This window comes from Burkholderia sp. F1 (assembly GCF_050813845.1).
Classification (GTDB): Bacteria; Pseudomonadota; Gammaproteobacteria; order Burkholderiales; family Burkholderiaceae; genus Burkholderia; species Burkholderia ubonensis.
Genome location: NZ_CP172422.1, coordinates 2,197,650 through 2,215,137, shown reverse-complemented (window position 1 = coordinate 2,215,137; position 17,488 = coordinate 2,197,650). Strand labels below are relative to the sequence as shown.

Annotated in this window: 17 protein-coding genes; 11 read left to right on the top strand and 6 right to left on the bottom strand. The window is 67.3% G+C overall.

Annotated elements, in window-relative coordinates; translation table 11 throughout:
- Positions 1–40 precede the first annotated feature (40 nt).
- Positions 41–565 (bottom strand): metal-dependent hydrolase, encoded by a 525-nt coding sequence (locus tag ACFIMZ_RS28460; protein ID WP_431822803.1) that lies wholly within the window; start codon positions 563–565, stop codon positions 41–43.
- Positions 566–831: 266 nt separating this feature from the next.
- Between ACFIMZ_RS28460 and ggt the strand changes: the two genes are divergently transcribed.
- Entirely contained in the window at positions 832–2,553 is a 1,722-nt protein-coding gene (ggt, locus tag ACFIMZ_RS28455) for a gamma-glutamyltransferase (RefSeq protein WP_431822802.1), read from the top strand.
- A 129-nt stretch (positions 2,554–2,682) separates the two neighbouring features.
- Here ggt and ACFIMZ_RS28450 read toward each other — a convergent pair whose 3' ends face one another.
- Together ACFIMZ_RS28450 and ACFIMZ_RS28445 are read right to left on the bottom strand one after the other, a co-directional pair.
- A complete protein-coding gene (locus ACFIMZ_RS28450) occupies positions 2,683–3,879 on the bottom strand; it encodes an MFS transporter (RefSeq protein ID WP_431822801.1) in 1,197 nt (398 codons plus the stop codon).
- Positions 3,880–3,927: 48 nt separating this feature from the next.
- Entirely contained in the window at positions 3,928–4,848 is a 921-nt protein-coding gene (locus ACFIMZ_RS28445) for an alpha/beta fold hydrolase (RefSeq protein ID WP_431822800.1), read from the bottom strand.
- A gap of 322 nt (positions 4,849–5,170) precedes the next feature.
- Here ACFIMZ_RS28445 and ACFIMZ_RS28440 point away from each other — a divergent pair, with 322 nt between their 5' ends.
- Positions 5,171–5,641, top strand: coding sequence for a winged helix-turn-helix transcriptional regulator (locus ACFIMZ_RS28440; RefSeq protein WP_431822799.1), 471 nt, complete (start codon positions 5,171–5,173; stop codon positions 5,639–5,641).
- Positions 5,642–5,652: 11 nt separating this feature from the next.
- On the opposite strand, the gene ACFIMZ_RS28435 is transcribed toward ACFIMZ_RS28440, so the two are convergent.
- Complete coding sequence (locus tag ACFIMZ_RS28435; RefSeq protein WP_431822798.1) at positions 5,653–7,074, bottom strand: TolC family protein; 1,422 nt, start codon at positions 7,072–7,074, stop codon at positions 5,653–5,655.
- 279 nt (positions 7,075–7,353) lie between these two features.
- Here ACFIMZ_RS28435 and ACFIMZ_RS28430 point away from each other — a divergent pair, with 279 nt between their 5' ends.
- The 7 genes from ACFIMZ_RS28430 to ppk2 all read left to right on the top strand — a co-directional run bounded on the left by ACFIMZ_RS28430 (position 7,354) and on the right by ppk2 (position 14,930).
- The gene (locus tag ACFIMZ_RS28430; RefSeq protein WP_155122498.1) at positions 7,354–7,530 is read left to right on the top strand and encodes a hypothetical protein; all 177 of its coding nucleotides are present in this window, start codon (positions 7,354–7,356) and stop codon (positions 7,528–7,530) included.
- A gap of 227 nt (positions 7,531–7,757) precedes the next feature.
- Positions 7,758–7,943, top strand: coding sequence for a hypothetical protein (locus ACFIMZ_RS28425; protein ID WP_431822797.1), 186 nt, complete (start codon positions 7,758–7,760; stop codon positions 7,941–7,943).
- 133 nt (positions 7,944–8,076) lie between these two features.
- Entirely contained in the window at positions 8,077–10,197 is a 2,121-nt protein-coding gene (locus ACFIMZ_RS28420) for a peptidase domain-containing ABC transporter (protein WP_431822796.1), read from the top strand.
- A complete protein-coding gene (locus ACFIMZ_RS28415; RefSeq protein WP_431822795.1) occupies positions 10,194–11,198 on the top strand; it encodes a hypothetical protein in 1,005 nt (334 codons plus the stop codon). The genes ACFIMZ_RS28420 and ACFIMZ_RS28415 overlap by 4 nt, the downstream gene beginning before the upstream one ends.
- A gap of 12 nt (positions 11,199–11,210) precedes the next feature.
- A complete protein-coding gene (locus ACFIMZ_RS28410) occupies positions 11,211–12,506 on the top strand; it encodes an HlyD family secretion protein (protein ID WP_431822794.1) in 1,296 nt (431 codons plus the stop codon).
- A 4-nt stretch (positions 12,507–12,510) separates the two neighbouring features.
- Positions 12,511–13,899 carry an OmpW/AlkL family protein gene (locus ACFIMZ_RS28405; protein ID WP_431822793.1) on the top strand — a complete coding sequence of 463 codons (1,389 nt, stop codon included), beginning with the start codon at positions 12,511–12,513 and terminating at the stop codon, positions 13,897–13,899.
- A gap of 101 nt (positions 13,900–14,000) precedes the next feature.
- The gene (gene ppk2 / locus ACFIMZ_RS28400) at positions 14,001–14,930 is read left to right on the top strand and encodes a polyphosphate kinase 2 (RefSeq protein WP_431822792.1); all 930 of its coding nucleotides are present in this window, start codon (positions 14,001–14,003) and stop codon (positions 14,928–14,930) included.
- A 47-nt stretch (positions 14,931–14,977) separates the two neighbouring features.
- Here the strand turns inward: ppk2 and ACFIMZ_RS28395 are convergent, their stop codons facing one another.
- Positions 14,978–15,268: an H-NS family nucleoid-associated regulatory protein gene (locus tag ACFIMZ_RS28395; RefSeq protein WP_431822791.1), complete on the bottom strand. Its 291-nt coding sequence runs from the start codon at positions 15,266–15,268 to the stop codon at positions 14,978–14,980.
- Between ACFIMZ_RS28395 and ACFIMZ_RS28390 the strand changes: the two genes are divergently transcribed.
- Complete coding sequence (locus tag ACFIMZ_RS28390) at positions 15,267–15,485, top strand: hypothetical protein (RefSeq protein WP_431822790.1); 219 nt, start codon at positions 15,267–15,269, stop codon at positions 15,483–15,485. The genes ACFIMZ_RS28395 and ACFIMZ_RS28390 overlap by 2 nt on opposite strands.
- An 88-nt stretch (positions 15,486–15,573) precedes the next feature.
- On the opposite strand, the gene ACFIMZ_RS28385 is transcribed toward ACFIMZ_RS28390, so the two are convergent.
- Positions 15,574–16,161 carry an IMPACT family protein gene (locus ACFIMZ_RS28385; RefSeq protein WP_431822789.1) on the bottom strand — a complete coding sequence of 196 codons (588 nt, stop codon included), beginning with the start codon at positions 16,159–16,161 and terminating at the stop codon, positions 15,574–15,576.
- 362 nt (positions 16,162–16,523) lie between these two features.
- Here ACFIMZ_RS28385 and ACFIMZ_RS28380 point away from each other — a divergent pair, with 362 nt between their 5' ends.
- Positions 16,524–17,183 (top strand): pyridoxamine 5'-phosphate oxidase family protein, encoded by a 660-nt coding sequence (locus ACFIMZ_RS28380; protein WP_431825387.1) that lies wholly within the window; start codon positions 16,524–16,526, stop codon positions 17,181–17,183.
- Positions 17,184–17,488 lie beyond the last annotated feature (305 nt).

Here is a 17,488-nt window from a genome sequence, read left to right as displayed (position 1 = left end):
CGTCAGTGTGCCAGACGCGCCGCGCGCGCGCCGGAAACCGCTACACGCGATGCAGCCACCCAAGCCAGTGCTGCAGCGCCGGCGCGCGCGTCCACACCGACTGCGCGAGCCACAGCGCGCCGCCCCATGCGGCGGCGACGACGATCAGGTCGCAGTTCCCGCTGTTCCACAGCTTGAGCGAATGCCGCCGCCAGATCCACGGCACGCCGAGCGGGTTGGGCCAGTCGGCGAGCAGGTGCATCAGGCCGCCGCACGCAAAGCCGAACAGCGGCGCGGCCCACAGCGGGTGCGGTTGATGGGTGAGCGCATGCCACGCCAGCGCGAGCAGCGCGGCCCAGCCGACGCCCCAGTGCGTGACGGTGCGGTGCGTGATCCACAGGCGGCGCTTGCGGCTCCACCAGGCGATCTCGAGCCAGTCGGGCGCCGTGCCGCCGGCGACGCCGGCCGCGAATGCGGCGGGGATGCCCAGGTGCCAGGGGCCGGTCGAGCCGGTCTGCGCGACGAGCACTGCTGCGATCAGGCCGGCCGCGAAGCCGCTCGCGTGATGTGCGTTGTGTGATGCCATACGGAAAGACGAAAAAAACGAGGCGGCGCGAAAACGAGGGGCGCTATCTTCGCAGATCGGCGCGCGTCGTGGGCGGTTGTCCGACGAATTTCGCGCCGCGATGCAGTGCGCGATGCGGATTCCGGGCATTTCGTCGTTGCCGCTGTGTTTGACCCTTTTTGTCCTCCTATACTACGAGGCCGGTGCATGGCCGTCGGCGCGCCGGCGGCCATAAGCGGATCAGGTGCTTTTTCCAGCCTGAAGGAGATCTACATGGGGGACATGCAATGACTACGCTGAATCGCTTCAAATCATCCGCCATCGCGCTCGCGACGGTGGCCGGCATCGGTTTCCTGCCGAACGCGCCCGTCTATGCGAAGGGGCCGCAGCCCGCGATCCTGACGAGCTCGGCAGTCGCGGTCGCGGACAAGTACAGCGCGGATGCCGCGGAGCGGATCTTCAAGGAGGGCGGCAACGCGATCGACGCCGCGGTCGCGATCGCGTTCACGCTCGCCGTCACGTATCCGGAGGCCGGCAACATCGGCGGCGGCGGCTTCATGACCATCTACAAGGACGGCAAGCCGTACTTCCTCGACTATCGCGAGCGCGCGCCGCTCGCGGCGACCAAGGACATGTATCTCGACAAGGACGGCAACGTCGTCAAGGGCATGAGCCTGTACGGCCCGCGCGCGGTCGGCGTGCCGGGCACGGTCGCGGGCATGTGGGAAGCGCAGAAGCGCTTCGGCAAGCTGAAGTGGCAGCAGGTGCTCGAGCCGGCGATCCACTATGCGCGCGACGGCTTCGTCGTCGACGAGCAGCTCGCGCAGCGCGGTGTCGACGCGTCGAAGGAATTCGGCGGCAAGACCAACTTCGACAAGTACTTCGCCGGGATGAAGGCGGGCGTGAACTTCAAGCAGCCGGATCTCGCCGACGTGCTGACGCGGATCTCGAAGGGCGGCGCGAAGGGCTTCTATGAAGGCAAGACGGCCGAGCTGATCGCCGCGTCGATGAAGACCGGCGACGGCAACGGGCTGATCACGACCGAGGATCTCGCGCAATACCGCGCGACGTGGCGCCAGCCGGTCGAGGCGAGCTGGAACGGCTACCGCGTGATCACCGCGCCGCCGCCGAGCTCGGGCGGGATCGGGCTCGTGCAGCTGCTGAAGATGAAGGCGGACCGCAAGCAGGACTTCGAGGGCGTCGCGCTCAACTCGCCGCAGTACATCCACCTGGTTGCGGAGATCGAGAAGCGCGTGTTCGCCGATCGCGCGCAATACCTTGGCGACCCCGACTTCTACAAGGTGCCCGTCTCGCGGCTGACCAGCGATGCCTACATCTCGAAGCGCGCGGCCGAAGTGAATCCGAAGGAGCCGTCCGACACGAAGAGCGTGCAGCCGGGCCTCGGCACGGAGATGCCGGAGAAGGCGGAAACGACGCACTTCTCGGTCGTCGACAAGTGGGGCAACGCGGTGTCGAACACGTACACGATCAACGGCTACTTCGGGTCGGGCGTGATCGCCGACGGCACGGGCATCGTGCTGAACGACGAGATGGACGATTTCTCCGCGAAGCCGGGCGTCGCGAACATGTTCGGGGTGGTCGGCAGCGACGCGAACGCGATCGAGCCGAAGAAGCGCCCGCTGTCGTCGATGTCGCCGACGATCCTGACCAGGGACGGCAAGGTGTCGCTCGTGATCGGCACGCCGGGCGGCTCGCGGATCTTCACGTCGATCTTCCAGGTGATCAACAACATCTACGACTTCAAGATGCCGTTGAAGGAAGCGGTCGGCGCGATGCGCTTCCATCACCAGCTGCTGCCGCCGAACACGATCTTCTGGGAGCCGTACCACCCGATCGAGGGCGACCTCGCGAAGCAGATCGAGGCGCGCGGCTATACGCTGAAGGGGCAGGATTTCAGCGGCGACATCCAGGTGATCAAGATCGACGGCAAGACGCCCGAGGCGGTCGCCGATCCGCGCGGGCGCGGGGTGACGCGGGTGATTCACTGACCGAACGCATGCGCGTTCGCGCAAGCGGACGCGCATGCGGCTGATGCCGCGGGGCGGTGCGCGCGGCTGCCGGATGGGCGGCGCCGCACGCGTGCAGGCAGCCGGCGCCGCGCGCGTCCGCTCCGTGCTTCACGTCTTTCGTCCCGGGCGGGCCGCGACCACGAGGCACGCGGCGCACGCGACGCCGCCGCCCGCCGCGAGCATGACCGCCGAAAGCCCGCTGCGGGCAAGGAGCGACGCGCCGAGCATCGCGCCGATGCCGGATGCGCCATTGAAGACCGTCGTATAGAGCGCCGACGCCGGTAGCGCGGCCGCGCCGCCCGCGCGCAGCACCCACGTCTGGATGCCGACGAACAACGCGGAAATCGCGGCGCCCCAGGCGAGCAGGCACGCCACCGCCGCCGCCATCCCGGCGCGCGGCACGAGCCAGCCCAACCCGATCAGCGCGGCGCACATGAACGCCAGCGCCGCCACGATCACCGTCTTGAAATGACGGTCGATGGCAAGCCCCGTCAGCACGTTGCCCAGCAGGCCCGCCGCGCCGAATGCAAACAGCAGCAGCGCGACGGCGGAGGGCGCCGCGCCCGGCATTTGCCGCAGATACGGCTCGATGAACGTGAACGCGCCGAAGTGGGCGGCGACCGTGAAGATCGCGACCGCGTAGGCCATCCACAGCGCGCGATTGCGCAGCACCCCGGCGAGCGCCGCGCCGCCGACCGAGCCCTCGGCCCGGATCGTCGGCAACGCTGCGGCCATCAGCAGCGCCGTCAGCAGGCTCAGCCCGCTCAGCGCACCGAATGCCACCCGCCAGTTCCAGTGCTGGCCGATCACGTTGACGATCGGCACGCCGAGCACGCTCGCAATCGAGATGCCGCCGAACACGACGGCGGTCGCGAGGCCGAGCCGGTCGCGCGGCGCGATCTGCGTGGCGAGCGCGGCGACCATCGCCCAGAACACGCCGTGTGCGAGCGCCCCGGCGATGCGCGCCAGCATCAGCGCCGGGAACGCGGGCGCGACGGCGGACACGCCGCTCGACGCCGCGAGCAGCAGCATCAGGCCGATCAGCAGCGGTTTGCGGGGAAAGTGGTTCGGCAGCACGGCCGACAGCAGCGCGCTGCCCGCGCCGATCCACGCGTAGGCCGACACGATGAGGCCGACGGTTGCCGGACGCTCGTGCAGGTCGGCGGCGATCGACGACAGGAGCCCGATCGGCGCGAACTCCGTGACGACGATGGTGAAGGTGGCGACGGCGAGGACGGCGATCGCCAGCCAGCGGTGAAGCGGCGAGACCGCATCGCGCCGGGCCGGCGCTGTGCAGGTGGACATGATGGTGGGCTCCGTTGGGATGGGGCGGATGGGGCGGGCGAAACGCGCTCAGGTGTTCCGGATGAACTGCGCGATCCGGTTGGCGACGGCCTGCGGGGCGTCTTCGAGGCAGTAGTGGCCGACGCCCGCGAGCCGCTCGACGGACGCTGCCGGGAACAGCGCGGTGAAGAGCGGCAGGAAATGCTCGGCCGCGAGCGTGCGGTCGGCTTCTCCCCAGATCGCGAGCGCGGGCTTGTCGCCGATCGCGCGGACGGTCGCCGCGTCCGGCATTTCGAACCGGTGCGCGCCGGTGGCGAACCCTTGCGCCCAGCCGATCGCGCCGAGGCAATCGGCCGGGCTCGCGAACGGCGCGCCGTAGGCGGCGAGCCAGTCGTCGGTGATGATCGCGGGGTTCTCGAAGCCGTTGAGCTTCAGCGTGCTCAGGATGTTGAAGCCGAGCTGCCCGAGCACGGATGCCAGGCTGCCGTCCGCCGCCGCGCCGGCGATCCAGCGAAACCACGGTGAAGCGCGGCCGTTCGCCGTTATGCGATCGACGAGGTCGGGCTGGCCGAACGGCGTCGGCGCATTCGCCGACACGACCCGGCGGATGCGGTGCGGATGGCGGGCGGCAAGCCCCATGCCGACCGGGCCGCCGAAATCGTGCATGACGAGCGTCACGCGGTCGAGGTCGAGCGCGAGGACGAGCCGCTCCAGATTGTCGATGTGGTCCTGCAGCCAGTAGCTGCGATCCGGCGGCGTTGCGCTTTTTCCGAATCCCATGTGATCCGGAACGACGACGCGGTGAGTGGGGCTCAGCACCGGGATCAGGTGGCGAAACAGATAGCCCCAGGTGGGCTCGCCGTGCAGGCACAGCACCGTCTCGCCGTCGCGCGGTCCTTCGTCCACGTAGTGCATCCGGAAACCGGACGCGTCGTCGAAATGCGGGGCGAACGGAAAAGTGCCGCCAAACGTGGCGTCGAACCGGATCATCGGGCGCTCCTTTCGATAGTCGGGGTGGGTAGGCAATTTGGTTTCAAATTGAAACCGATTGGCATCGTAGGCCGGGTAGTTTCAATTTGCAACCGTTAGAGTTGTCAGGTCATGCCGGACCGTCGGACTGATGGGCGGTCATGTGCGGGATCAATCGGGAAATTGGGTGCTTTATGTGATGCGGCGCGGCCAGGCGTGCTGCGTGGCGCGCTGCAATTGCCGCGATTACGCGTCATGCAACGTCGTTCGGAAGCGATTGATTTTTGACTTTAAGGGTTTTATATTGCAACCGATAGCATGCACGGCAGGACAGGACATACCGATGAACAGGCGAACCACTCACCAGGACTCTTTATGCGGCGTCGCGCGCCCGCTGGACGCGATCGGCGACTGGTGGTCGCTGCTGATCGTCCGCGACGCGTTCGACGGCCTGAGCCGGTTCGGCGAATTCCAGAAGAGCCTCGGCCTGGCGAAGAACATCCTGGCCGCCCGTCTGCGCAACCTGGTCGCGCACGGCATCCTGGATGCCGTGCCCGCGGCCGACGGCGGCGCGTACCAGGAATACGTGCTGACCGAGAAGGGGCGCGGCCTGTTTCCGCTGCTCGTGGCGCTCCGGCAGTGGGGGGAGGATTTCTTCTTCGAGCCGGACGAGGCCCACGTGCTGCTGGTCGACCGGAAGAACGGCTTGCCCGTCAGGAGGCTGGAGCTGCGCGCGCAGGACGGGCGCGTGCTCGGGCCGGAAGACACGGTCGTGCTGCCGCCCCCGACGGCGGACGCGCCGCCACGGGGCTGACGCCGCGCCCGTCACTCCACGCGAGCGCCGCCCGCCGCATTGCTCTGCAGGAAGCTGTCCACCGCCACCAGCGATTGCTCGTCGAGCGTCCCCAGCACGCTCTTCAGCTTCAGCTGCAGCTTGAGCGCGTCGAGATAGCTGTCGAACAGCTTCTGCCGGATGCCCGAGATGTCGCGGCGCAGGTTCAGCGTTTCGTAGGTCGTGCTGTACCCGACCTGGTGCGCCTTCAGCGACGCGTCGTACGCGAGCCGCGCGGCCTGCAGCGACTGCTGCAGCGCGCGGATGCGCGTGCCGATCGATTCGAGCGCGGACAGCGCTTCGCGATGATCGGTGCTCAATTGCTCCTCGACCTCGCGCAGCCGGTTGCGATACTGCGCCGTCACATGCTCGGCCTCGACCTGCCGGTAGTACACGCTGCCGCCGGAGAAGATCGGAATCGTCACCTGCACGCCGACCGCGCTCTGGTGGAAGTCCGAGCGATCGGTCAGCCCGCGCAGGTTCGGGTTGAGCCCGCGCGAATACGACGCGAACAGGTCGACGGTCGGCAGGTGCTCCGCGCCGACGCGCTTCGCGGCGAGGCGCGCGACCTCGACGTCGCGATACGCCTGCCGGTACGCGGGATTGTCCTGCGGCGCGTAGTCGCCCGACGGAATGCGCGGCGACGTGCCGCGCAACGCGAGGCGCGGCCAGCGCGCGAAGTCGATCGTCGCGCCGAGCAGCGTTTCGTAGCGCGCGCGGCGCGCATCGACGTCGGTCTGCGCGAGCGCTTCGTCGGACTGCGCGAGACTGCGGCGCGCCTCGATCTCCGCGGTGTCGCCGATCGTCTTCATGCCCAGTTGCGCCATGCGGCGCGTATCGCTTTCGAGCCGCGTCAACGCGCTCACGTCGTCGTCGGCCGACTGCAGTTTTTCGCGCGCGCTCAGCAGGTCGAAGCACGCGTTCGCGACGCGCAGGATCAGGTCCTGCTTCGCGACTTCGAGCTTCTGCTTCGCCGATTCCTCGTATTCGGTCGCGCGGCGCATGTCGTACAGGTAGGGGAGGTTGAACAGCGCCTGCGTGACCTGCGCGGCGCCGTATGCGGCATTGCTCGAACCGCTGACGTCGATGCCGAACAGGTTCGCGTGCGTGCCGTAGCGCCCCCATTCGAGTTGCGCGCTCGCCTGCGGCAGCATCAGCGCGCGCGCCTCGGGAAACTTCTGGCGCGCCGCGTCGTATTCGCTCTGCGCCTGCAGGTAGCGCGGATCGTGCGCGACCGCGTACTGGTACGCGGCGTCGAGGCAGAACGCATGTGCGTTCGCGCTGGCCGCTACCACGATTACAGTGGCCAATGATAGCGTTGCGATTCGAGTGTTTCTCCTAAACCGATTTCTTGATAGGGAATTACCCGTATATCGGGAAATCGATGCGTGGCGCGCGCAGCTCGTTTCAAACATGGCCGTCTCCGTTCCGTCCCCGTTCCGCAACGCATTGCGGCCGGATTTAAACGTTTCAAATATAAAATTCAAACAGCGCAAATTTACGCTGCACCCCGGTGCGAGGGAAAACGCCTGCGTAAGAGTGTGTCCTCCATTGAATTGAGAGGCGCTCGCATGATAGCCTGAATTCGGCTGGTAATCGCAGTGATTATTACATTTAAAGTCGCTTGATGATTAAAAGCCGTTTTTAAGTCAACGAAGGTTCTTTGCATCATCTTTATTTTTTACGAGGAGAGAATGATGAAGGTCATGACGACGGAACAGGTCAGGAATGTGCATGGTGGCGGCCCGATCAGCTCGCTGGGCAGCCTTGCGGTGGACGCGGCGCCGCTGGTGACGGCGCTCGGCCAGTTCCTGCCGAGCCTCGGCAATTACCTGCAGAACCCGAAGACGTTCAATAACACCGGCAAGTAATATCGCCGTGCGCGGGGAGGCGCCCCCCGCGCGATGCGCAATGAAAAAAGAAGTAAAAAATGCAGTCGCCGCAGAAATAATTACAGGAAATCGCAATGCATGATTTCCATGCGGCGATTATCAGGAGGAAGGAATGCCGGATATGAGTGCAGGAATTCAAACGCGCGGTTGATTTCGATCTGCTGACGGTTTGAAGGCATTCCGAAAACATGATGAAGGCCACAAAAATGCGAGACATCACGGAAGAGCAGGCCCGCCAGATCCGCGGCGGGGCGTCGTCGTACTCCAATTCAGCCGCCTATACGGTCGACCTCGTCAACCAGTCGATCGGTTCCACCTTGCAAGGGCTGATGTCCCAAAACCAGGCCCGCGTCGTCGAGCAGTTCCGGATGTCGCTCGGCTCCGAACACTGAACGGGCGGCCACGCCGCTTCGCCGCCGCAGCCAGTCCGCCCGGCTGCGCCCCTGCGTTTTGCGCGCGACTCGCCACGGGCCCGCTTCGACGGGCTCCGGCGCCGTGTCGCCGCGTTCTGCGACTGTCCGACCCATGCTTTTCAAACCGCGTAAAGTCCGTCCGATCCTGCAGGACGAGGTGACGGAGTGCGGCCTGGCCTGCCTCGCGATGATCGCGTCGTGGCACGGGCGCGAGACGACGTTGCGCACGCTGCGCAACCGCTATCCGGTCAGGATCGATTCCGGCCTGTCGTTCTTCGACCTGATGGAGATCTCGAACGACCTCGGCCTGCGCGCGCGCGGGCTGCAGTTCGACGCGTCCGAGCTCGACGCGCTCAAGACGCCGTGCATCCTGCACTGGGGCATGAACCACTACGTCGTGTTGACGAAGGTCGGCTACGGCAGCGTGCACATCGTCGACCCGGCGCTCGGCGAGACGAAGCTGCCGCTCGCGCAGGCGCTCACGCACATCTCCGGCTACGCGCTGGAGCTGAATCCGGACATCGGCTTCACGCACGCGGGGCCCGCGGACCGCATCCGCCTGCGCGACTATCTCGAAGGGCTGACCGGCATCCGCAAGAGCCTCGCGATCGGCATCGCGGGCGGCGTGGCCGCGCAGTTCCTGCTGCTGCTCGGCCCGTCGTACGTGCAGTTGACGATCGACGAGGCGTTGAAGAAGACCGACGTCGACATCCTCACGCTGCTGACGATCGTGTTTGCGATCGTGTTCCTGTTCGACACGCTGTACGCGAACCTCGTCGGCAACATCAAGAGCTACCTGCGCAACATCGTGTCGCAGCAGCTGTCGTCGAACATGGTCGGCCATCTCGCGCGGCTGCCGATCGGCTACTACCTGTTCCACAACACCGGCGATTCGATCTCGCGCGTGTCGTCGGTGTCGGAGGTCGGGCGCTTTCTCGTCGACGGCCTCGTCGGCGGGCTGCTCAACATCGTCACCTGCGTGCTGACGCTGGTGCTGATGCTGTACTACAGCCCGGTGCTGGCCGGCATCAGCGTCGCCGGGATGGTGCTGTTCGCGCTGAGCCGGCTCGCGATCCAGCCGTACCTGCAGGACGCGATGTCGCAGATCCTCACGCGCGGCGCGGAAGCCGACGCGCTCCTGATCGAGAACATCCGCTCCGCGCATTCGATCAAGCTGCTGTCGGCCGAGACCGCGCGCAGCAGCCTGTGGGTCAACGCGTTCACGCAGAAGCTGCAGGCGATGCGCCAGCAGGAGCGGTTGCAGCTGATGTTCGACGCGATCTCGAAGGGGATCGTGCACGTCGAGCAGCTCGTGATCGTCACCTACGGCGCATGGCTCGTGATGCACGGCAAGAGCACGATCGGCGTGATCTACGCGTTCATCCAGTACAAGAACCTGTTCGCGGACAAGTTCATCGATTCGATCCAGCTCTACGTGCGCCGCAAGGTCCTGCAGGTGCACATGGACCGCGTCGCGGACGTGCTGCAGACCGAAACCGAGGAGCCAGCGCCGGACGCGCCGGTGCGTCCGGTCGACGGCTTCGACGGCGCGCTGTCGATCCGCGCCCTGTCTTATACGCCGAAGGGTGGCAACCGGCCGATCCTGCGCGGCATCGACCTCGACGTGCCGGCCGGCGGCAAGATCGCGATCGTCGGGCGCACCGGCAGCGGCAAGACGACGCTCCTGAACCTGATCTGCGGGCTGGTCCGGCCCGAGCCCGGCACGCTGCACGTGAGCGGCGTCGATCTCGCGGAAGTGAACCTGCGGCAGTACCGCAAGCACCTGGCCGCGGTCACGCAGTCGGACCAGCTGTTCCGCGGCACGATCCGCGACAACATCACGAACTTCGCGCCCGCGCCGCGCATCGGCGCGATGTTCGACGCCGCGAAGCTCGCGTGCATCCACGACGAGATCGAGCGGCTCGACCATCGCTACGACACGCCGCTCGGCGATACGCAGAAGTTCCTGTCGGCCGGGCAGATGCAGCGGCTGCTGATCGCGCGGGCGCTGTACTGCGAGCCGCGGCTTCTGATCCTCGACGAGTTCTCGTCGAACCTCGACCAGGCGACGACGCACGAGATCTGCCGCAACGTGCTGACGCTGCCATGCACGATCGTGCTCGTCACGCACGACGCGTCGATCCTGTCGATGGTCGACCGGATCTACCAGATGCACGACGGCGTGCTGACCGACGCGACGGCCGCGTGGCGTGCGCGCGAGGAGACGTCATGACGCTTGCGCGGCTGTTCCTGTTCAACGCGTTCTCTTACGCGTACCTGGTCCGGCGCACCGTGCGCGCGCTCGCGCTGCGCACGTCGCCCGCGCGCGGGCTGCGGCTGATGCGCTGGTGTTCGGCCGCGTGCCTGCGCTGTTTCCCGTCGATCCGCGAGTCGATCGAGCGCGCGGTCGCGCACATGCTGAGCGGCCACCTGAACGACGATCCGCAGCGCGTGCGGCAAGTCGCGGCGGCGATCGTGCGCGAGCTGTTCGAGGCCGAGTTCGCGGGGCTCAAGCTGCGCACGCACAGCCTCGAATCGATGAAGGCGATGATCGACGCGATGACGTGCGAAGGCGACGCGCAGCTGCGCGCGGCGCTCGCCCGCGGCGGCCCGCTGATGCTCGCCGGGCTGCATTTCGGCAACCTGATGCTGTTCGTCACGAAGCTGCGCTTCCTGCTGCCCGCCGATCGCAAGCTGATCGTGGTCCTGCACAAGGACGCGCCGGGCGCGTTCTTCGACGACGCGCTGCGGCTCGTCGGCGAATACGGCGCGGGGCAGTGCGAGCTGATCGACATCGAGGAGCGCGTGCAGTTGCGGCGCCTGCTGACGAGCCTGCGCCGCGAGCAGCCGGTGTTCCTGCTGTTCTCCGACCTGCACGGCAAGTTCGGCAAGACCAACCGCTGCCGGCTCGGCGGCCGCTGGGTGCGGATGGCGGGCGGCGGCGTGAAGCTCGCGGTCGAGCACGGCATTCCGCTGCTCGTCGCGTATGCGACCGGCGTGCCGTTTCGCGACCCCTGCACCGTGCATTTCACCGAGCTGGAAACGCGCGCGCTCGCGCCGATGCTCGGCGCACACGACGATGCGTCGCCGGTGCGCGCGACCCACCAGCGGATCGTCGACCGGCTCGAGCAGGCGCTCGTGCGCCAGCCCGAGCAATGGCATTTCTGGGAACACTTCACGCCTTACCTGATGCCGTCGCCGCTGCTCGATGCCGCCGCCCGCCGACGTCCCTGACGAGCCGATTCCATGCCGACCTGGTATTCCGCCCTCCGAGAACAGAAGCCGTCGCGCAAGCTCGCGCGCGGCACGACGTTCGGCACCGTGATCAACGGCGTCGTCGACGTGCCGGTGTCGATGCGGTTCTTCTGCTACCTGTCGCTCGCGATGTTCGCGATGTTCGTGACCGCGCTCGTCGAGCTGAGCTATGCGAACACCGAGAGCGTCGCCGGGATGCTGACGCCGCGCGCCGGCCTGATCGGCGTCGGCGCGCCGCCGGGCTGGGCGGTGCGCGAGGTGTACGTCGGCAAGGACCAGCACGTGAAGGCGGGGCAGCGGCTGCTCGCGGTGACGCGCGACACGAGCTTCGTCAGCCAGGCGAACAACGTGCAGGGAATGCGCGCGGCGCTCGCGCGCCAGCGCGTCGAGGTCACGCAGCAGATCGACGCCGCGCGGCTCGAATACCAGTCGTCGGTGCAGCAGGTCAACCAGCAGATCGCCGCGCAGGGCGAGAGCCGCGCGCTGATCGACCGGCAGATCCAGGACCAGAAGCGCATCGTCGGCGAATACGGCGAGCGGCGCGACCGCGTGAAGCAGCTGCTCGACGAGCAGGTGGTGACGCTCGAGCAGTACAACCAGGTGAACACGCAGTACCTGCAGGCGAGCCAGGCGTACCAGGATCTGCTGCTGCGGCGCGCGGAGCTCGCGAAGAACGCGATGAAGCTGCGCGGCGACCTGGAAACGATGCAGAGCAAGTACGACGGCGCGAACGCCGAGCTGAAGATCAAGCAGGAAGAGCTGAACTCGAAGGAATACAACATTGACGAGAGCGTCAACCAGGTGCTGTATGCGCCGGCCGACGGGCAGATCGTCCGGCTCGACGTCGTGCAGGGCGGCGTGATCGACCCGACCGGCACGCGCGTCGTCGAGATCCTGCCGGCGAAGGCCGACGGGCTGATCGCCGAGGTGTACATCCCGTCGTCGAAGGCCGGCTTCGTCAAGCCGGGACAGGAAGTGAAGGTCGCGTATGCGAGCTATCCGGTCGAGAAGTTCGGCACGTATCGCGGCAAGGTGCTGTCGATCTCGCCGGTCGCGTTCTCGGCGAAGGAGCTGAACCTGCCCGGCGACACCGCCGCGCCGCAGACCTACTTCAAGACCTGGGTCGAGCTCGCCGACCGGACGCCGTCGTTCGAAGGCAAGGCGCTCGCGCTGAAGGCCGGGATGATGCTGAAGGCCGACGTCGTGCTCGAGCGGCGCAGCCTGCTCGAATGGCTGTTCGAGCCGCTGTACCGGATGCGCCAGCGCATGTTCGGCGCGCCGGCCTGACCCGATGGCGACCCGAGACAAGCGCCGCCGGCGCCGGCGGCAGGGCTGGGCGCGTCCGCTGTCGTGCTGGCTCGGCGCGACGCTGTTCGCGTGCGGGGCGGCCGCGCACGCCGCGCCGCTACCCGACGGCGGCGACACGCGCTGGCAGGCGGGCGCGGACGGCGTCGGGTTCTGGCCGGGCGGCGACGCGGACGGGTTCGATGCGTCTTCATGGGGCACGGACGGTGCGCCGGCACGCACGGGCGGCAACGCGGCCGCGCAGGGCGGACCGCCGCCCGCGCCGCTGAGCGCGGGCACGATCACGCTCGGCCGGCGCGCCGCGGCGCCGGGCCGTCGCGCGTGCGGCGCGGCGCGGGACGACGGCGCGGACGGCATCGGCTTCGACCCCGACGCGGCGGACGCCGGCGCCTGCGGCGCGGCGGCGGCGCGCGACGATGCGCGTGCGGCGCAGCCGGCCGGCGTCGTGCACGCGGACCGGATGCCGTACGAGCTGCACCCGATCGATCCGTCGCGGCTGCCGGACCTGCCCGCCGCGCAGGCGCCGTCGCTGATGGCGCAACTGACCGGCGACGACCGCAACATGGTCGGCCTCGGCTGGCACTTCGTCGCGACGACCGGCCGCTCGACGCCCGTCACGACGCACACCGGTGCGCTCGGGCTCAACAGTTTCGAAAACCGCGGCTCGAGCCTGTCGCTCAGCCACACGAACACGCTGGCGTTCACGTTCACGCATTTCTTCAGCGAAAACTGGGCGACCGAAATCGGCGGGGGCATTCCGCCCGTGCTGACGCTGCGCGGGCACGGCAGCATCGGGCTGCCGCTCGACCGGATCTTTCCGGGCGTCAAGGGGCGGCTGCCGCTGATCGATCTCGCCAATCCGGACAGCAATCCGCTCGCGACGACGCGCGCGTGGCTCGCCTCCGTCGTGTTCAAGTACTACCTCGGCGAGCGCGACGACCGGTTCCGGCCGTTCGCGGGCCTCGGCGTCAGCTATACGCGGTTCACGAACACCAACCTGAATCCGGTGTTCCAGCGCAAGCTCGCGTCGCTCGGCGGGCTGCTCGGGGCGGGCGCGGACATCGGCAGCCTGCAGGGGCTGCTGCTCGATCCCGCGTGGTTCCAGCGGGTGTGGAACGCCGGCGGCGACCTGCTGCTGTCGGGCCGCACCAACGTGTCGGCGAAGGTGAAGAGCGTATGGGAGCCCGTGTTCATGCTGGGCGCGAGCTATCAGGTCACGCGCCGCTTGTGGATCACGGGGATGGTCACGTACATCCCGCTGCGCACGAAGATCACGCTGGACATCAGCCAGCAGAACCGGACGCTCGCGTCGAATACGTTCGACATTTCGGCGAATCCGGTGCTGGCGACCGTGCTGCTCAATTTCCGCTTCTGAGCGGGCGGCGCCACGTCGCGTGCTGACATGCGGCTTTCATCATTCCGGCATGCCGGCCTGCGATAATGGTGTCGTTTCGCTGCGTCACGGAAGGAGGCCCCATGAGCGACAACGACACCCGTATCGATATGGAATCGATCGAGGCACGCCAACGCCGGCTCGAGGAAGATCTCGTCGACGCGTATGACGAGGAACTCGAGATGGAACTCGACGATCGCCGCTTCGACGACGACGACACCCTGTTCTCGCCGGAGCGGCGCGAGGCGCGCAAGCAGTATTTCCGCGAGCTGTTCCGGCTGCAGGGCGAACTGGTCAAGCTGCAGGACTGGGTCGTGAGCACCGGGCACCGGCTCGTCGTGATCTTCGAAGGGCGTGACGCGGCGGGCAAGGGCGGCGCGATCAAGCGCATCACGCAGCGCCTGAATCCCCGCGTGTGCCGCGTGGCGGCGCTGCCCGCGCCCAGCAACCGCGAGCGCACGCAGTGGTATTTCCAGCGCTACGTCGCGCACTTGCCGGCCGGCGGCGAGATCGTGCTGTTCGACCGCAGCTGGTATAACCGGGCGGGCGTCGAGCGCGTGATGAATTTCTGCACCGACGACGAGTACGAGGAGTTTTTCCGTTCGGTGCCGGAATTCGAGAAGATGCTGGTGCGCAGCGGCATCCAGATCGTGAAGTACTGGTTTTCGATCACCGATCCCGAGCAGGAGCGGCGCTTCCAGAACCGCATCGACGATCCGCTGAAGCAGTGGAAGCTGAGCCCGATGGACCTGGAAAGCCGGCGCCGCTGGGAGGCGTACACGGCCGCGAAGGAGGAGATGCTCCTGCGCACGCATATTCCCGACGCGCCCTGGTGGGTCGTGCAGGCGGTCGACAAGAAGCGGGCACGGCTGAACTGCATCCACCATCTGCTGAGCCAGGTGCCGTACCACGAAATCCCGCGCTCGCCGATCGACCTGCCGCAGCGCGAGCATCACAAGGACTACATCCGCCGGCCGGTGCCGGAGGACATGATCGTGCCCGACGTCTATTGAGCGCGGCGCCGGCCGCGCGCGCCGCTCCGCGCGGCGCGGCGCGGCCGTTACTCCCGGATCAGGAACGCGGTCCGGTCGCGCCCCGCGATCCACGACGGCGCGCGCCCGCGTCCGCTCCACGTCGCGCCGGTTACCGGGTCGCGATACCTGGGGCCGACCGTGAACAGCTTCGCGCGGTCGCTGTAGCCTTGTCCGAAGATTTCCCGCGCGGTCAGCGCATAGCTCGTGACGAGTTGGCGCGCCTGCGTCAGCGCGTCATTGCGCTCGTCGCGGCGAGCCGCCTTGATCCGCTCGTCGAGTTCCGCAAGCTGGGCTTGCAGTTTCTGAATGGTCTGCATGCGTCGTTTTTCCGTCGCTGATATTCGATTATTGATGACGCTTCATGCGGATCCCCGCCCGTCGGCGTGCCCGGCCAAGGCGCGCCAGTCCGGCTGGCCGGCGAAACGTTTGCGCGGCGACGATCCGGAAAGCGGGATGAGATTAAATATCTGCAAGTATTTTTTCTATGGGACTTTTCCGAAATTTCGGGAAAATCGACCGAATTGCCCGGTCTGATGCAGATTGTTGCAGTGCGGAGAGGGGAGCGACGGGCCGTACGGGCCGGATGTCGAGCGGAACGGGGGCGCGGCGGCGGCGCCCGTGCTCACAGTGCGGGAAAACCCGAGCGGCCTTGCGTGAGGTCGAACAGGGTGGTGCGCGCGTCGGCCTCGGCGGTGACCGGCAGGCGGATCACGAGGCGCACGGTCATTCCGTATGCGCTGTCGGCCAGTTCGTAGCCGGCCTGCTCGATCCAGCGGCGCACGCGCGCTTCATCCGGATAGCCGATTTCGATTGCGAGCTGCGTGCGGCGGATGCGTTCGACGCGTTCGGCGTCGAGCAGCGCCGACGCGATCGCATCCGTGTACGCGCGCACGAGCCCGCCCGCGCCGAGCTTGACGCCGCCGTAGTAGCGCACGACCGCGCCCAGCACGCCGTCGAGATCATGGTGGCGCAGTACCTCGAGGATCGGCCGGCCCGCGGTGCCGGACGGCTCGCCGTCGTCCGACATGCCCGACTGGCCGCCGGCGAGCAGCGCCCAGCAGACGTGCGTCGCGGTCGGGTGTTCGTCGCGCAGGCGCTGCAGCGCCTGCATGGCGGCGTCGCGGTCTTCGACGGGGATGGCGTGCGCGATGAAGCGGCTCTTGCGGATTTCGAGCTCGCGGGTGTAGGCGGTGGCGAGTGAGTAGGTCATGTCCTGTATGCCGGGAAACCAGCGGATGGATTCAGCGGCATTGGTACGGAAGCGTGCGGGCGGCGGGTGTCTGCACGCGGCGCGTCGGTCGAAAGGAGATGATTTTACCGCGGTGTGCGTCGATGCATTCCGTTGCAGCGCACGCAGGCGAACGCCGGCATCGGCGTCCGGTAGTCTCTCCAGGCATCGTGCCATGGCCGATGCGGCTCCGCGCTTGCCGCATGACGTCGATTTCGAGCAGGAAGAAACCACGCGCAGTGATCGCTCGTGGCTCCAATAACTCGATCAATCCTGGGTCTACAATCAGAGCCACGCTTGCCCTATCGTGGCGCCTTTCACGAACACCTGAGAGGACTCCCGCCGTGACCGCCATTGAAACGACGCCGCCTTCCGCGCGTACCCGTATCCGCCGCATCGCCAGGCTCGGCCACTATGATCGCGCGACGCTCCACGCGATCGTCGATGCCGCGTATATGTGCCATGTCGCATTCGCCGACGCGCACGGCGTGCATTGCATTCCGACCGCGTGCTGGCGAGACGGCGATCATCTCTACATCCACGGCTCGAACGGCAGCCGCATGCTGAAGCTTGCGACCGACGGCGCGCAGGTTTGCGTGACGATCACGCATCTGGACGGACTCGTGCTCGCGCGGTCGGCGTTCGAGCATTCGATGAACTATCGCTCGGCCGTGATCTACGGCGCGTTCGAGGCAGTGGAAGGTGCGGCCAAGGCCGCGGCGCTCGATACGTTCCTGGAGCGGCTTGCACCCGGTCGTTCACGCGAGGTGCGCCCCGGCGACGCAAACGAGCTGGCCGCGACCACCGTGCTGCGCATCGCGCTGGAGGAGGCCGCGTGCAAGGTGCGCTCGGGCGGACCGGAGGATGACGAAGCCGATCTGTCATTGCCGGTGTGGGCGGGCGTGCTGCCGTTGGCGTTGCAACCGATGGCGCCGGTCGTTGACGCCGCGCCGACGGGGACGCCCGAGTATGTGAATCAGTGGCGCATGGGCGCGGACCGCTGACGAATCGGCAGTGATGAGCATCGCGCGGCCCGGTTATCGGGCCGCAGCGGATCGTGGCCATGGGATACGCACGCAACGCACGAGGGAGCATGCGCGATGAAGCGGCTCTGCCGGATCGACTCGCATCGCGGCCGCGAGGGCGCGACGCAGACTATCTACTCGTGCATCCATGCGCCGGGAATGGAATGTGAGTTATTGCAACCGGGCGCTTGCCCATGTGTTCGAGCCATCCCGGACTTTCAATATCACGTGCTCCTTCGCCATGCCGGTTTTATATGCCGATCGGGCACGTCCTGACGAAGCGA

What these genes read in the sequence shown, in the direction of transcription:
- ACFIMZ_RS28425 (WP_431822797.1), top strand. Translation starts at nt 7,758, where the DNA reads ATGCGAGACATCACGGAAGAGCAGGCCCGCCAGATCCGCGGCGGGGCG.
- ACFIMZ_RS28405 (WP_431822793.1), top strand. Translation starts at nt 12,511, where the DNA reads ATGGCGACCCGAGACAAGCGCCGCCGGCGCCGGCGGCAGGGCTGGGCG.
- ACFIMZ_RS28440 (WP_431822799.1), top strand. Translation starts at nt 5,171, where the DNA reads ATGAACAGGCGAACCACTCACCAGGACTCTTTATGCGGCGTCGCGCGC.
- ACFIMZ_RS28450 (WP_431822801.1), bottom strand. Translation starts at nt 3,879, where the DNA reads ATGTCCACCTGCACAGCGCCGGCCCGGCGCGATGCGGTCTCGCCGCTT.
- ACFIMZ_RS28435 (WP_431822798.1), bottom strand. Translation starts at nt 7,074, where the DNA reads ATGTTTGAAACGAGCTGCGCGCGCCACGCATCGATTTCCCGATATACG.
- ACFIMZ_RS28395 (WP_431822791.1), bottom strand. Translation starts at nt 15,268, where the DNA reads ATGCAGACCATTCAGAAACTGCAAGCCCAGCTTGCGGAACTCGACGAG.
- ACFIMZ_RS28390 (WP_431822790.1), top strand. Translation starts at nt 15,267, where the DNA reads ATGCGTCGTTTTTCCGTCGCTGATATTCGATTATTGATGACGCTTCAT.
- ACFIMZ_RS28445 (WP_431822800.1), bottom strand. Translation starts at nt 4,848, where the DNA reads ATGATCCGGTTCGACGCCACGTTTGGCGGCACTTTTCCGTTCGCCCCG.
- ggt (WP_431822802.1), top strand. Translation starts at nt 832, where the DNA reads ATGACTACGCTGAATCGCTTCAAATCATCCGCCATCGCGCTCGCGACG.
- ACFIMZ_RS28420 (WP_431822796.1), top strand. Translation starts at nt 8,077, where the DNA reads ATGCTTTTCAAACCGCGTAAAGTCCGTCCGATCCTGCAGGACGAGGTG.
- ppk2 (WP_431822792.1), top strand. Translation starts at nt 14,001, where the DNA reads ATGAGCGACAACGACACCCGTATCGATATGGAATCGATCGAGGCACGC.
- ACFIMZ_RS28410 (WP_431822794.1), top strand. Translation starts at nt 11,211, where the DNA reads ATGCCGACCTGGTATTCCGCCCTCCGAGAACAGAAGCCGTCGCGCAAG.
- ACFIMZ_RS28430 (WP_155122498.1), top strand. Translation starts at nt 7,354, where the DNA reads ATGATGAAGGTCATGACGACGGAACAGGTCAGGAATGTGCATGGTGGC.
- ACFIMZ_RS28385 (WP_431822789.1), bottom strand. Translation starts at nt 16,161, where the DNA reads ATGACCTACTCACTCGCCACCGCCTACACCCGCGAGCTCGAAATCCGC.
- ACFIMZ_RS28415 (WP_431822795.1), top strand. Translation starts at nt 10,194, where the DNA reads ATGACGCTTGCGCGGCTGTTCCTGTTCAACGCGTTCTCTTACGCGTAC.
- ACFIMZ_RS28460 (WP_431822803.1), bottom strand. Translation starts at nt 565, where the DNA reads ATGGCATCACACAACGCACATCACGCGAGCGGCTTCGCGGCCGGCCTG.